This is a genomic window from Shimia sp. R11_0 (assembly GCF_017744035.1).
In the GTDB taxonomy this organism is placed as follows: Bacteria; Pseudomonadota; Alphaproteobacteria; order Rhodobacterales; family Rhodobacteraceae; genus Shimia; species Shimia marina.
The window spans coordinates 126,378-139,024 of the sequence record NZ_JAGHQY010000004.1 but is presented as its reverse complement, the minus strand read 5'-3'; the positions used below and the strand labels follow the sequence as shown (position 1 = coordinate 139,024).

Below are 12,647 nucleotides of genomic sequence, written 5' to 3'. Positions count from 1 at the left end.
GGCGCGCGCAGTCCGGCGCGTCAGTCGATCTTGCGCTTGCGAAACCGCAGCGCCTGCATTTTCATAAGTTGCCTGTACATAAAATTGCCCCAGGGCGGCGCCACAAAAGCGGTGGCATTGATCTTGCCCTTGCGTAGCACGCCCTTCGCCTTGGAGAAGGTGCGGAAGCCTTCTTCGCCATGATAATGCCCCATGCCCGAGGGGCCGATGCCGCCAAAGGGCATGTCGTCCACGCCCACATGCATCACGGTGTCATTGATACAGACACCGCCAGAATGGGTGCGCGCCAGAATGTCATCGCCGCGCGCCTTGTCCCAGTCAAAGTAATACAGCGCGAGTGGACGGGGGCGTTCATGCACATAGGCCAGCGCGGCGTCCATTGTATCATAGGGCAGGATCGGCAGGATCGGCCCAAAGATCTCTTCCTGCATCACCAGCATCTCATCGGTCGCGCCCAGCACGATGGTCAGCGGCATCTTGCGTGTGCCGGTGAAATCCTCGTCTTTGGGATTGATGCGGATCACCTTGGCCCCTTTGGCCTCCGCATCACTCAGATAGCTTTCCAGCCGCGCCTTCTGCTGATCGGTGATGATCGCGGTGTAATCGTCATTGTCACGCAAGGATGGATAAGACCTCGACATGGCCTTGGTGAACGCGGCGGCAAAGGCATCGACCTTGTCGCGCGGGCAGAGCACATAGTCAGGGGACACACAGATCTGTCCGGCATTGAAGCCTTTGCCAAATCCGATCCGGCTTGCGGCCTCATCCAATGGGTAGTCCGGGTGAATGATCGCCGGGGATTTTCCGCCCAGTTCCAGCGTCACAGGCGTCAGGTTGTCCGCCGCTGCGCGCATCACGATCTTGCCGACCTGCGTTGAGCCGGTGAACACCAGATGATCAAACGGCAATTTGGTGAAGGCGGTGGCCACCTCGACCCCGCCTGTGACCACAGTGATCTCATCTTCTGCAAAAATCTCTGCCAGCATCTCCTGCATCAACGCGCCTGAGGCTGGGGCATATTCGGAGGTTTTGATCATGGCGCGATTGCCTGCAGCGATGGCCCCCACCAGCGGCGACAGCCCCAGAAAGAACGGGAAGTTCCACGGCACCACAATGCCCACCACACCAACCGGCTGATAATGCACCTCGACACGCGCTGGCATGGCCACCAGCGGCGTGTGGCGGCGCTGTGGCTTCATGAACTTTTTCAAACGCTTGCGGTAATAGGCAATGCCTTCCAGCACCGGGCCAATTTCCGCCATTTCTGTCTCTGCCGCCGCGCGATTGGAGAAATCCGCGCGACAGGCTGCAATCATGCGGTCGCGGTTGTCTAAAATGGCATTGTGCAATTTGTCCAACCGGCGAATGCGGCTGGCATGATCTGGCATCGGATCGGCCAGCGCCGCCTTTTTCTGCGCCAGCAACAGCGCATCCAGATCACTCTCTGCAGTCGGGGCGGGGGAAAGCTGTGTGACCGTCATCATGGGTCTCCTCGGGGTCTTTGGGGTCTGGTCTTCGGCTGAAGAGGCAGGGGCCTCTGCCAAAGCATATGCGCCGGTCTCTTGCGAAGATTGACAGGATTCGTCGCTGGGTCGGGCCTCGGGTTTTACCATAGGCCCCGCCTCGCGCTTTGGATACCGCAATGCTGCATTGCGCAGCGTCACCCGTTGTCCGGAGCTGCCACCACACCGGCCACATCGCCGCTGTCTTCTGCGTGCCACATCACCCCTGCATCAATTGGGTGGATCGGGCGCGGTGTCTTGGCAAAGGCGATCCGTGACAGCTCTGGAGAGGTCAGGCCCGGCCCGTCAATTTCCACCACCTGCGCGGGGGGGAAGTATTCGTCAAATCCGGCGCGGAAATGGCCGCGCGACTTCACCACCACAGTATTGAAATCGCCAATATCAAGGCCAAAGCGTTCCACAAAGGCAGGCTCGCAAAGCTGACGGCGAATGCTCGCCACGATGATCAACACCCCCTTGCAGCGCAGCAAAGCACAAAGACCCAGATCCTGTTGCCCCCCGGCATACAGGCCACGCCGACAGGCCACAGGCCCCTGCGTCACCTGCAGGACTTCTACCTCTGCGGTCAGTTTGCCGGACTCGGCATAGGTTTCATCCCGGTTGAACGCTGCGCGAAAGACCGCGCCCTCTCCCTGTGCCGCAGCCTCATGTGCCAGAGCTGGGTCAAACAGCATGCCAAACAGGGCGTTTGTCACATCTGCTGCCAACATCGCCTGCAAGATGGCCAGCGTATTGCCACGTCCGCCGCCACCGGGGTTGTCGGCCACATCCCCATAAATGCGTGGGGTTGCGTGATCTCCCATCAGCGTGATCGCGTCCTCAAGTGCGGTCAGTCGAATCTGAAACGCCTGCCGCGCATTCCAGAAACGCTGGCCAATCTCGCGCGCGGTTGCCAGTGCCTGAACAGCGTCATCGGCCGTCACCGTCACATTGACCCCGGCCTTGGCCGAATCGCCCACCGAGAACCCGGCACACAGTGAAACATTCCAGATCGCGCCTGTGGCCCGTGCCACGGCATCTTGCATCATCTCCCCATAGGGGCCGCGCGTGGTGTCCAGCGTGGTGGAGGGGGGGATAAACGGCAGCCGCACAAGCGCGCGCCCGGTGCGCGCCCCTGTCAGCAGGCGTTGCATCGCGCCGGCCGCTTCCACGCCGCGATCATATTGGTCCACATGCGGGTTGGTGCGATAGGCGGCAATGAAATCCGCCCCCGCAATCATCGCCGGGCTGACATGGGCATGCAGGTCCAATGTTGTCACCAAAGGTGTATCCGGCCCAATGATGTCGCGGATCAGGGTGATCATTGTGCCATCCGGATCTTCGTCATCTGTGGCGATACAGGCCCCATGCGCGTCGAGATAGACCCCATCCACATCCGCAGGCAGCCGATCGCGCACCACCTGCAACAACTCTTTCAGAAAGCCGCCGTCCATCATGCCGCCCGCTCCGGCAAAGGCGGCAAAAACCGGCACCGGTTCAAAGGCACCAAGACTGTCCATAAAGCCCCTTGTTCCGGCAGAGACGACCGGCGGCACCTTGGCCACATCTGCGGCAAACGCCTCTCCGATCACCAGCCGCTGCGCGGCAAAATCGGCCCGGTCCGTGATGGGGGCGGCGCGGTTGCTTTCCAGATGGAAATGGATCAGGGCAATACGAGGAAGCGTCATTGGGCAGGGCTTTTCTGTTGGGGTGGTGCCGGGCAGGGCAGGAGCCTATCGCGCCTTTAAGGTGGCAAGCAGGTCCGTCCTTGAGCGCGAGCGGTGTTTGTTCAGGGCCGCGGCGGTTTCCTGAGGCTTGCGATCCAGCGCCAGCCGCATGATTGTGGCATGCTCTTCATCCACCAGCTTGATGTAGTCGGGGTCAAAAATCTTTTTGGGCAGCAGGATCCGCCGATAGCGCTCTGAGTGCAGGCTCAGAATGCGGATGAAAAACTGATGCCATTCCGATGTATGCGCCCCGATCAGCGCCATATGAAACGCCCGGTGATAGAATTCTCTTTCATAGAGCACGGAGTCTTCTCTCTGGCGTTCTCGCTCCAGCCGGTGAAACGCCAGCACAAGCTGCTCTTCCCAGTCGGAATCCCCATGTTCCACCGCCTGCACAACGGCCTGCGCTTCCAGTTGATCACGCAAATCCAGGACTTCGATCAGATCCTCTGAGGACAGTCCGCGCACGGAAAACCCCGTCATACCCTTGGTCTGGACAAAGCGTTCCCCCGCCAAACGGTTGAGCACTTCACGGCAAGATCCGGTGCTGCCGCCATAGTCCGTGGTCAGCTCGCGCACTTTCAACTTCTGCCCCGGTGCCAGTTTGCCGGAGCGAATGTCTTCCAGAATCAAATCGTAAATTCGGTTGGTCACTGGCTCTTTCGTGGCCGGACCAGAGGCGGGGTTCAGGAAATCGGTACGCATCTCGAAAGCCTAGCATGCGTTTGGTCACTGGAAAATAGTCGAAATGAATTTTATTGACCGATAATTTTCTAAGAGATACATATTCATATATCATCGAAATTATAAAAATGTTCGAACATATGGAAAATCGCTACACAGTCGCCCCTATGCCCACCCCCATCGACATGGGGATTTTGTCCACACTTTCAGGCGTTTCCGTCGCCACAGTGGGGCATCTGACCTGGAGCGGTTTTCTTGATCACAGCCGGATCACGCCGCGCCAGATCGGCAAGAGAATCATGGGCACAGCGGTGACGCTGCATCTGCCAACCCCGGATTCGACCTTGCTGCACCACGCTGCGGGCCGTGTGCGCCCCGGAGATGTGGTCGTAATTGACCGCGCGGGCGATCAGCGTCTGGCCTGTCTGGGCGGCAATGTGGCCTTTGCACTGGTACAGTCTGGCGCGGCGGGTGCCATCGTGGATGGGCCGATCTGTGATCCCGATGAAATTCGGGAGCATGACTTCCCGGTCTGGTCTCATGGGGTCTCCCCGATCACCACCCGGCGCACCGGCCCGGCCGGATGCCTGAACCTGCCGGTATCCTGTGGGGGCGTCACGGTGCACCCCGGCGATTTGATCATGGCCGATGAAAGCGGCGTGATCTGCATTCCTCGCGCAGAAGCCGCCACATTGGCACAGGCTGCCGCCGCCAAAGAGGCCACGAGCACCCGTCGCCGTGCTGAAATGCAGCAGGGCGCCACTTTGGGGGCGCTCTCAGGGGCGGATGATCTCGTCGCTAAATATGCCATCAGCCCGGAGGCACAGTCATGAGCCAGCTTGCCGCCACACATATCGCCGATGCCCGCGATGCGATCACGGCCGAAACCCCTTTTCTGATCCCGGTCGGTTCCACCGAACCGCATGGGCGCTTTACTCCGATGGGCGACTACCGCCTTGTGGATGAACTCGCCAAACGTCTGGCCGCCGCCACCAACAGCATCGCCGTGCCGACTCTGCCTTTTGGCCATGCCACCTATTTTCAGAACGCACCGGGCGGCATTGCGCTCTCAGCGGAAACCTTCGGTGCGGTCTTCTCAGAGATCGTCGGCGGGTTGGTGCGGGATGGGGTCAAAAACATTCTGGTTCTCAATGGCCACGGCGGCAATTCCGCCATCATCGCCAATCAGCTGCGCCTGATGCGGGCGCAACATGGCATCATCATTCCCTCGGTCAATGTCTGGGGCAAATTTGACGACGCAGTCTGGGAGCGCGCCCAGCCAAAGTTTGGCATCCGGGCCAAAGGCCATGGCACAGAGCCCATGGGCTCGCTCAATCGCTATCTCTTCCCTGACGACTGCCCGCCGCAAAAAGACGTGTTTCGCGCCGGCAAAGGCCGCATGAAAGGTCTGCCTCTGATCTCCATGCATCAGGGGAAGTTTGAGGATCTGGAAGTCAATCTGCCCATATTTTCCGAAGACATCAGCGAAGATGCTAAGATCAACGGCGAGGATGTGCCCTTCAGCGCTGAGGCCGGAAAGATCTTCTTTGACGACATTCTGCACAAGCTCACCCGCTTTGTGGACGCCCAATTCAACCGCAAATCTGCACATCTCAACCAAGGGAGGAACACATGTTCAGAACACTCAAAAGCGTAGCCACCGGCACCGCGCTCGCACTCGCCGCCATGACCGGCGCCGCCACCGCCGCGGATGACTTTCCAAACGGCCCGGTGACCATCGTGGTCGGGGCCAAACCCGGCGGCGGTCTGGATACCCTGTCCCGCATCTTTGCTCCGGCCCTGACTGAGGCGCTCGACAATCAGCCTATCGTGGTGGCCAACCGCCCCGGCGCCGGACAGCTGATAGGCCTGAAGTTCACCAAACCTGCCAAGGCGGACGGCCAGACCATCGTGATGATCTCTGGCTCTGCCATGATCGCCACCATGGTCAAGGAAACCGGCGTGGATGTGCTGGAAGATTTCAAACCGGTGGCCCATGTCGCCGTGGCCAATCTGGCCGTTGTGGCCCCCAAAGCGCGCAACCTGAATTCTGTGGCAGATCTCAAACAGGCGATCCTTGATGCCGATGCCGCAGGCAATCAGCTGCGCTGGGCCCACACCGGCAAAGGTTCCATCACCGATGTTGCCATGACAAGCTGGCTGCTTGCCAACGGTCTGCAGGACAAGGTGCAGGATGTGCCTTTTGCGGGGGGCGCGCCCGCCCGCGCGGCCATCATTGGCGATCAGGTGGCATTTGGTGTGGTCGGCACCCACCACTATCTGGCCAACCTCGACACCATGAGCGCCATTGGCGTGATGGCCGAAGAACGTGACGGTCTGGCACCGGACATGAAGTCCTTCGCGGAGCAGAACACAGAGTTTGTCGCAATGCCTGCGCCTTACATTGTACTCGCGCCCAAGGACACGCCCGATGAGGTGGTCAAGGAGCTGACCGCAGCCTTCAAATTCGCCATCGACGATCCTGCCACGCAGGAGAAAGTCAAAAACGCCAACCTCAACGTGATCTTCATGGATGGCGAAGCCACCCACGAGCACATGAAAACCCTGATGGATGGCTGGCGTCCAACCACCGACTCCGTCGCAGGCTCGCTCTAAGCAGGTAACTTGATCAAGACGGAAGGCAGCCCCTCTGCCTTTCGTCATCAGAATATGGGAGGGAAACATGCCAAAGTGGCTAGACGGCGAGATCCTGTTCGGTCTCTTTATGATCCTTGTGTTTCTGGCAGGCGCCTATGACATCCTGTCTGTGGGCGGACTGGCCAGCATCTTTCAGGACAGCGGCATAGCCTTTGCGCTGGTCATCATCGCATTGTCGGTCCTTCTGCTGGGCGTTGTGATCCTGTCCCCTGCGGCACGCAACGACGCGGTGGAACCCTCTCAGGCCACGCGCGTGCGGCCCTTCATGACGCGACGCGGCGTGGTGATTGGGCTGGTGGGTTGTGCCTATCCCATCCTGTTCTGGGCGGCGGAATATCTCATCGCCACTGCCATTGTCGGATTTGTCGCCATTGGGCTCTTCACAGAGCAATTTGGCCGCAAACAGGTGACGCTTGCGCTCTGCTTTACCGTGTTTTCCTACCTGCTGTTCTTTTTCTTTCTTGGCATCACCGAAGGCGACGGTGCGCTGATCTCGACGGGATTGAACGACAAGGTCCCCACCTGGCGCCGCGATTTTTTCGCAGCCTTCTGAACCCAGCCGAACCCGGTCATAAGGAAATAGAATATGTCTTCATTCTTGGAAGGTATGTCGGCCTTTATCTCCAGCCCAAGCGCTGTGTTGGTCGCCATCATCGGCTCGGTCGCAGGGATCCTTGTGGGCGCCGTCCCCGGTCTCAGCGGCACCACAGCCGTTGCTTTGCTGCTGCCGTTTTCATTCTATCTGGATCCGCTGATTGCGTTGATCCTGATGTATACAATCTCCAAGTCCTCCGATTTCGGGGGCTCGATCCCCGGCATCCTGTTCAACACTCCCGGGACCCCTTCCGCCGCCGCGACCATGATCGAAGGTCATCCGCTGGCGCGAAAGGGCTACCCCGTGAAGGCTCTGCGCGCCGCCACTGCAGCCTCTGCAACCGGGGATTTTTTCTCCGAATGCCTGCTGATTTTTGGTGCGGCCTATCTGGCGGTCTATGCCGTCAAAATCGGCCCGCCTGAGCTGGTCACCATCTATATCATGGCCTTTGTGGTGATCTCCTCGATCATTGGTGAGTCGATGATCAAAGGCATCATCAGCACGCTGTTTGGCATCACGCTGGCATTGGTGGGCTTTGATCCGATCTCCGGCAATCTTCGCATGACATTTGACCAACTGCCCCTGATGGATGGTCTGCCGCTTGTGCCGGCTCTGATCGGGATCTTTGTGGTGGGGGAAGTCTTTCACCGCTTTGATGTGAAAGACTTCGGTGCCTCCACGCAGAAAGACAGTTCAGGCGCAGGCTCCGCCGCACCGGATGTCAGCAGACCCGATGACACGTTCGGCCTGAGGGATTATCTGCGCGTGCTGCCCACCATTGTGCGCTCCATGTTCATTGGCGCCTCCGTCGGCATGTTCCCCGGCATTGGAGCCTCTGTTGCCTCTTTCCTGTCCTTTGGCGAAGCCCGCCGTCAGGCCAAGCCGGATGATGACTGGGGCCATGGCGAGGTCAAAGGGGTGGCCGCATCCGAAGCCGCCAACAACGCCACATCCGGGGCCAATCTGATCCCCTTGCTTACTCTGGGCATTCCGGGCTCAACACAGGCAGCGCTTCTGGCTGGGGCGATGCTGATCCATGGCATCACCGTCGGCCCGCAGGTGTTCACCGAAGATGGCGTGCTGATCTACTCTCTGTTTAGCGCAGGCCTGTTCTGTATCCTCGCCTATTTTGTCGTTGGTTTCTGGTTTAGCCCGATGATTGGCCGCATCATTCTCGCCGTGCCCGCACGCATCACCTATTCGTTGATCCTGATGATCTCGGTCTCTTCGGCCTATGTGCTGCATTCCTCGCTGTTTGATGTCTGGATCATGGTGCTGTTCGGCGTGCTCGGCTATCTCTTCCGGCGCTACAATTACAACATCCCGGCTTTCATGATCGCCCTGCTTCTGGGCGGTGGCATGGAGCGTGCAGCGCGTCAAACCATGCTGTTGGACAATGATGGCCTCTGGATCATCTTCCAGCGCCCGATTTCCCTCACCATCCTGATCCTTACGGTGATCATGGTGATCATGCGGATCCGCAAGGCGCGCATCAACAAAGCACTGGCGGCGCTGCAGGACGACTGACCCACCGCCACGTTGCCCATCTCTTGTGGCCGCTTTCTGTGTGGATAAAACAGAAAGCGGACCACCTCTGAAACCCTGAGGTTCCCCATGGCCATCCCTTCTGAAATCGCTGCTGGCGCGGCGGAAATGACCCAATGGCGCCGCCATCTGCACGCCCATCCTGAGCTGGGCTACAAGGAATTTGCCACCGCAGATTTTGTCGCTCATCACCTCAGGGAGTGGGGCATTCCTTTTGAACGCCTTACGGAAACGGGCATTGTGGCCACCCTGCGTGCCGGGGATGGCAATCGCGCCATCGGTCTGCGCGCCGATATGGATGCGCTGCCCATGAGCGAAGAGACCGGTGCCGACTGGGCCTCAACAACCCCCGGCGTCATGCATGCCTGCGGTCATGATGGGCACACAGCCACCCTGCTGGGGGCCTTGAAATATCTGGCTCAAACTGGTCGATTTTCCGGCACAGTGCATGCCATTTTTCAACCGGCCGAGGAAGGGCTTGCAGGGGCGCGTCGCTTGATTGAGGCCGGGCTGTTTGAAAAATTTCCCTGCGATATGGTCTTTGGTCAACACAATGATCCGCTCCTGCCTGAAGGCGTGATGAGCGTGGTCAAAGGGCCCGTCATGGCCGCCTCTGATCGCTTCTCCATCACTGTGACCGGCAAGGGCGGTCACGCCGCGCGCCCCCATCACAGCATTGATCCACTTCTGGCTGGGGCGCAGGTCGCGCTCTCGCTGCAGACCATTCTGGCGCGGCGCATCGACCCGCTGGAAAGCGGTGTTGTCTCTGTCACGCAATTTCATGCAGGCACCACTGGCAATGTGATCCCGGAGGTGGCCGAACTTGCCGGAACCGCCCGCAGCCTCAAGCCGCATGTGCAGGATGATCTGGAGCGACTGATCACCGAAGTCGCCCAAACCGCCGCAGCCACTGTGGGCGCGCAGGCTGTGATCTCCTATCGCCGCGGCTACCCCCCGGTGATCAACGCAGACGCTCCGACGGATCTGGGGGCAGCAGCGGCGCTTGCGGTTGTCGGTGAGAACCACCTCATGAGACAACGTCCCCCCGCGATGGGCGGGGAGGATTTTGCCTTTATGGCACAGGCCTGTCCGGGCTGTTTTGCCCGCATTGGCACCGCACGGGCCGGTGAAGACACCGCACCGCTGCACAACCCGCGCTATGATTTCAATGATGCGGTCCTGCCCATCGGTGCGGCATGGTTTGCTCAGGTGGTCGAAACCTCCCTGCCTCAGGCTTGATCCACATCCGTGCAGTGCCGAACGCGCGCCAGTCTCACACCTGCCTAGGGGCAGAGTGTCACTTCGGTGGCCTTGTCCCGGCAGACCTGCGTCAGCGCCTCTGGCAGGGCGTCGCTGAAAAGCCGGTCCACCTCGGTAAAATCCAGAATACGGGTGGGGGCGTTGCGCTGAAACTTGCTGTGATCTGCCAGCAGCCAGGTTTCCCGCGCCGCCGCATGGGCGGTCTGTGACACCACAATCTCATCAATGGCAAAATCATAAGCTGTGCCGCTTTCTGCCACCGCCGAACAGCCCAGCACCGCGATGTCAAAAGCAAATTCCTGCACCATCCGCATGGCAATCGGCCCGACCAGCCCGCCATCTTCGGGCCGTGGGCGACCGCCAGTCAACAGCACATCACAGCGCTCGTTGCCCGAGAGGATCTGCGCCACATTCAGATTGTTGGTGACCACCAAAAGCCCGTCATGCCCCAAAAGCGCGCTGGCCAGCGCCTCTGTGCTGGTGCCGATATTGATGAACAGGGCAGACCCATTGGGGATCTGCGCCGCACAGGCCTGCGCCATGGCCGCCTTGGCCTCCGCATTCACCCGACTGCGCTCTTCATAGGCAATGTTGCGCACACCTGAAGGCAGCACCGCGCCGCCATGCACCCGTTCCAGCCGCCCGGCATTGGCCAGTTGGGTCAGATCCCGGCGAATGGTCTGCACCGTCACATCAAAATGCGCGGCCAGCCCTTCAACGGTCACTTTGCCGCTGCTGCGGGCGATGTCTAGGATTTCACGTTCGCGGAAACTGTTGCGCATGTTCGTTATTCTTCGTTTTGGTCTGCCAAGCCGTGGCAGGGTTTTTATGAAGTTACAATGAAAACCTGTGCGGTCACGTGGAAATTTCTTGACCTGCGAACATTTTTTTGTTCGTAAGGGCGCGAAAATGTTCGAAGGTGTTCCAATGGAAGCGCAAACAGAAAAAACCGTTGATCTCTTTGTCATCGGCGGCGGCATCAACGGCTGCGGCATCGCCCGCGATGCGGTGGGGCGGGGGCTCTCCGTCGAACTGGCGGAAATGAAGGATCTGGCCTGGGCCACCTCTTCGGCCTCCACCAAGCTGTTTCACGGCGGTCTGCGCTATTTGGAGTATTTTGAAGTGCGTCTGGTGCGCGAGGCATTGATAGAGCGCGAAACCCTGCTGCGCGCCATGCCCCACATCAGCTGGCCGATGCGTTTCGTGTTGCCCATGCACAAAGACATGCGCTTTGACAGTGAAACCCCCACCTCCCGTGTGTTCTCATTTGTGATGCCATGGATGAAAGGCCGCCGTCCCAGCTGGCTGATCCGCATGGGGCTGTTCATGTATGACAATCTTGGGGGGCGCAAAATCCTGCCCGGCACCCGTACGGTGGATCTCACCACCGATGCCGCAGGTGAGCCGCTGAAATCCAAATTCACCAAGGCCTTTGAATATTCCGACTGCTGGGTCGAAGACAGCCGCCTTGTGGTGCTCAACGCCCGTGATGCCGAAGCGCGCGGCGCCACCATCCGCACCCGCACCAAAGTCATCTCTGCCGAACGCAGCGAGGGTCTGTGGCAGATCGAAATGGAAGATGTGGACAGTGGCGAACGCCGTGTGACCCGCGCCCGTGCTCTGGTGAATGCCGGTGGGCCTTGGGTGGCCGATGTCATTCGTGGGGTGATGAAGCAGAATTCCTCTGCAGGGGTGCGCCTTGTGCGCGGCTCCCACATTGTCACCAAGCGCCTGTTTGATCATGACCGCTGTTATTTCTTTCAGGGCGAAGATGGTCGCATCATCTTTGCCATTCCCTATCAGGATGATTTCACCCTGATCGGCACCACCGACAAAGAACACACAGACGCCGACACCGCGCCAAGCTGCACCGACGAAGAGGCGCAGTATCTCTGCGATTTTGCCTCCAACTATTTTGACAAACCCATTGGGCTTCAAGACATCGTCTGGCGCTATTCTGGTGTACGTCCGCTCTATGACGATGGGGCATCCTCGGCACAGGCGGCAACGCGGGACTATGTGCTCAATCTTGATGACACAGGCGCGCCGGTGCTCAACGTCTTTGGCGGCAAAATCACCACCTATCGTAAGTTGGCGGAGGCCGCGCTGGCCAAGATTGTGCCCTTCTTCCCCGAAGCCACCGCACCATGGACCGCAGGGGTGGCCATGCCGGGCGGCGATTTTGAGGTGCAGGAGGTGCCCAGCAAAATCGCAGAGCTTCTGCGCAGCTACCCCTTCCTGACAAAGCGCTGGGCGACCCGCCTGATCCGCGCTTATGGTACCGAGGCCACAGAGGTCCTTGGCACGGCCAAAACAGAGGCGGATCTGGGCATTGATTTTGGCGCCACCCTCACAGAATCTGAGGTGCGCTGGCTGATGGAGAAGGAATATGCCCGCACCGCCGAAGATGTGATCTGGCGGCGGTCCAAACTCGGCCTGCGCCTCTCAGAGCAGGAAATCGCCGCTTTGGACGCCTATATGCAGGATACGCGGCAAAAAGCCTCTGCCTGACAGGCAACACGGAATTGATCTTTGGCCCGCAGCGGCCTATACAGCGCCCGCACGATGCCGTCGTGCGGGCGTTTTTTGTCCCGCCGCTGGCAGAGGAGAACCATTCGGATGTGATCGGATCCGCTGATCCGATACCGCAAGTCACAGACACCCCTGACGCAAAAA

The 12,647-nt window shown here is 59.6% G+C and carries 11 protein-coding genes; 7 read left to right on the top strand and 4 right to left on the bottom strand.

Annotated elements, in window-relative coordinates; genetic code table 11:
- Nucleotides 1–20: 20 nt before the first annotated feature.
- The 3 genes from J7382_RS09960 to J7382_RS09950 form a co-directional block, all read right to left on the bottom strand.
- Nucleotides 21–1,481, bottom strand: coding sequence for a coniferyl aldehyde dehydrogenase (locus J7382_RS09960; RefSeq protein ID WP_209068891.1), 1,461 nt, complete (start codon nt 1,479–1,481; stop codon nt 21–23).
- 179 nt (nt 1,482–1,660) lie between these two features.
- Nucleotides 1,661–3,190 carry a M81 family metallopeptidase gene (locus tag J7382_RS09955; protein ID WP_209068890.1) on the bottom strand — a complete coding sequence of 510 codons (1,530 nt, stop codon included), beginning with the start codon at nt 3,188–3,190 and terminating at the stop codon, nt 1,661–1,663.
- Nucleotides 3,191–3,235: 45 nt separating this feature from the next.
- The gene (locus J7382_RS09950) at nt 3,236–3,934 is read right to left on the bottom strand and encodes a GntR family transcriptional regulator (RefSeq protein ID WP_209068889.1); all 699 of its coding nucleotides are present in this window, start codon (nt 3,932–3,934) and stop codon (nt 3,236–3,238) included.
- A gap of 107 nt (nt 3,935–4,041) precedes the next feature.
- Here J7382_RS09950 and J7382_RS09945 point away from each other — a divergent pair, with 107 nt between their 5' ends.
- The 6 genes from J7382_RS09945 to J7382_RS09920 all read left to right on the top strand — a co-directional run bounded on the left by J7382_RS09945 (nt 4,042) and on the right by J7382_RS09920 (nt 9,950).
- Nucleotides 4,042–4,746 carry an RraA family protein gene (locus tag J7382_RS09945; RefSeq protein ID WP_209068888.1) on the top strand — a complete coding sequence of 235 codons (705 nt, stop codon included), beginning with the start codon at nt 4,042–4,044 and terminating at the stop codon, nt 4,744–4,746.
- Nucleotides 4,743–5,570 carry a creatininase family protein gene (locus J7382_RS09940; protein ID WP_209068887.1) on the top strand — a complete coding sequence of 276 codons (828 nt, stop codon included), beginning with the start codon at nt 4,743–4,745 and terminating at the stop codon, nt 5,568–5,570. Before J7382_RS09945 ends, J7382_RS09940 begins: the two co-directional genes overlap by 4 nt.
- Entirely contained in the window at nt 5,546–6,529 is a 984-nt protein-coding gene (locus tag J7382_RS09935) for a tripartite tricarboxylate transporter substrate binding protein (RefSeq protein WP_209068886.1), read from the top strand. The genes J7382_RS09940 and J7382_RS09935 overlap by 25 nt, the downstream gene beginning before the upstream one ends.
- Nucleotides 6,530–6,596: 67 nt before the next feature.
- Entirely contained in the window at nt 6,597–7,124 is a 528-nt protein-coding gene (locus J7382_RS09930; protein WP_209068885.1) for a hypothetical protein, read from the top strand.
- Nucleotides 7,125–7,157: 33 nt separating this feature from the next.
- Entirely contained in the window at nt 7,158–8,693 is a 1,536-nt protein-coding gene (locus J7382_RS09925; RefSeq protein ID WP_209068884.1) for a tripartite tricarboxylate transporter permease, read from the top strand.
- 87 nt (nt 8,694–8,780) lie between these two features.
- Nucleotides 8,781–9,950 carry a M20 aminoacylase family protein gene (locus J7382_RS09920; RefSeq protein ID WP_209068883.1) on the top strand — a complete coding sequence of 390 codons (1,170 nt, stop codon included), beginning with the start codon at nt 8,781–8,783 and terminating at the stop codon, nt 9,948–9,950.
- Between the two features lie 44 nt (nt 9,951–9,994).
- Here the strand turns inward: J7382_RS09920 and J7382_RS09915 are convergent, their stop codons facing one another.
- Nucleotides 9,995–10,753: a DeoR/GlpR family DNA-binding transcription regulator gene (locus J7382_RS09915; RefSeq protein ID WP_209068882.1), complete on the bottom strand. Its 759-nt coding sequence runs from the start codon at nt 10,751–10,753 to the stop codon at nt 9,995–9,997.
- 127 nt (nt 10,754–10,880) lie between these two features.
- Between J7382_RS09915 and glpD the strand changes: the two genes are divergently transcribed.
- A complete protein-coding gene (gene glpD, locus J7382_RS09910) occupies nt 10,881–12,482 on the top strand; it encodes a glycerol-3-phosphate dehydrogenase (protein WP_247744943.1) in 1,602 nt (533 codons plus the stop codon).
- The last annotated feature ends 165 nt before the right edge of the window (nt 12,483–12,647 follow it).

Bases quoted from the DNA above. Each gene is read 5' to 3' on its own strand.
- J7382_RS09925 (WP_209068884.1), top strand. From the start codon at position 7,158: ATGTCTTCATTCTTGGAAGGTATGTCGGCCTTTATCTCCAGCCCAAGC.
- J7382_RS09955 (WP_209068890.1), bottom strand. From the start codon at position 3,190: ATGACGCTTCCTCGTATTGCCCTGATCCATTTCCATCTGGAAAGCAAC.
- J7382_RS09920 (WP_209068883.1), top strand. From the start codon at position 8,781: ATGGCCATCCCTTCTGAAATCGCTGCTGGCGCGGCGGAAATGACCCAA.
- glpD (WP_247744943.1), top strand. From the start codon at position 10,881: ATGTTCGAAGGTGTTCCAATGGAAGCGCAAACAGAAAAAACCGTTGAT.
- J7382_RS09945 (WP_209068888.1), top strand. From the start codon at position 4,042: ATGTTCGAACATATGGAAAATCGCTACACAGTCGCCCCTATGCCCACC.
- J7382_RS09940 (WP_209068887.1), top strand. From the start codon at position 4,743: ATGAGCCAGCTTGCCGCCACACATATCGCCGATGCCCGCGATGCGATC.
- J7382_RS09950 (WP_209068889.1), bottom strand. From the start codon at position 3,934: ATGCGTACCGATTTCCTGAACCCCGCCTCTGGTCCGGCCACGAAAGAG.
- J7382_RS09960 (WP_209068891.1), bottom strand. From the start codon at position 1,481: ATGACGGTCACACAGCTTTCCCCCGCCCCGACTGCAGAGAGTGATCTG.
- J7382_RS09930 (WP_209068885.1), top strand. From the start codon at position 6,597: ATGCCAAAGTGGCTAGACGGCGAGATCCTGTTCGGTCTCTTTATGATC.
- J7382_RS09935 (WP_209068886.1), top strand. From the start codon at position 5,546: ATGTTCAGAACACTCAAAAGCGTAGCCACCGGCACCGCGCTCGCACTC.
- J7382_RS09915 (WP_209068882.1), bottom strand. From the start codon at position 10,753: ATGCGCAACAGTTTCCGCGAACGTGAAATCCTAGACATCGCCCGCAGC.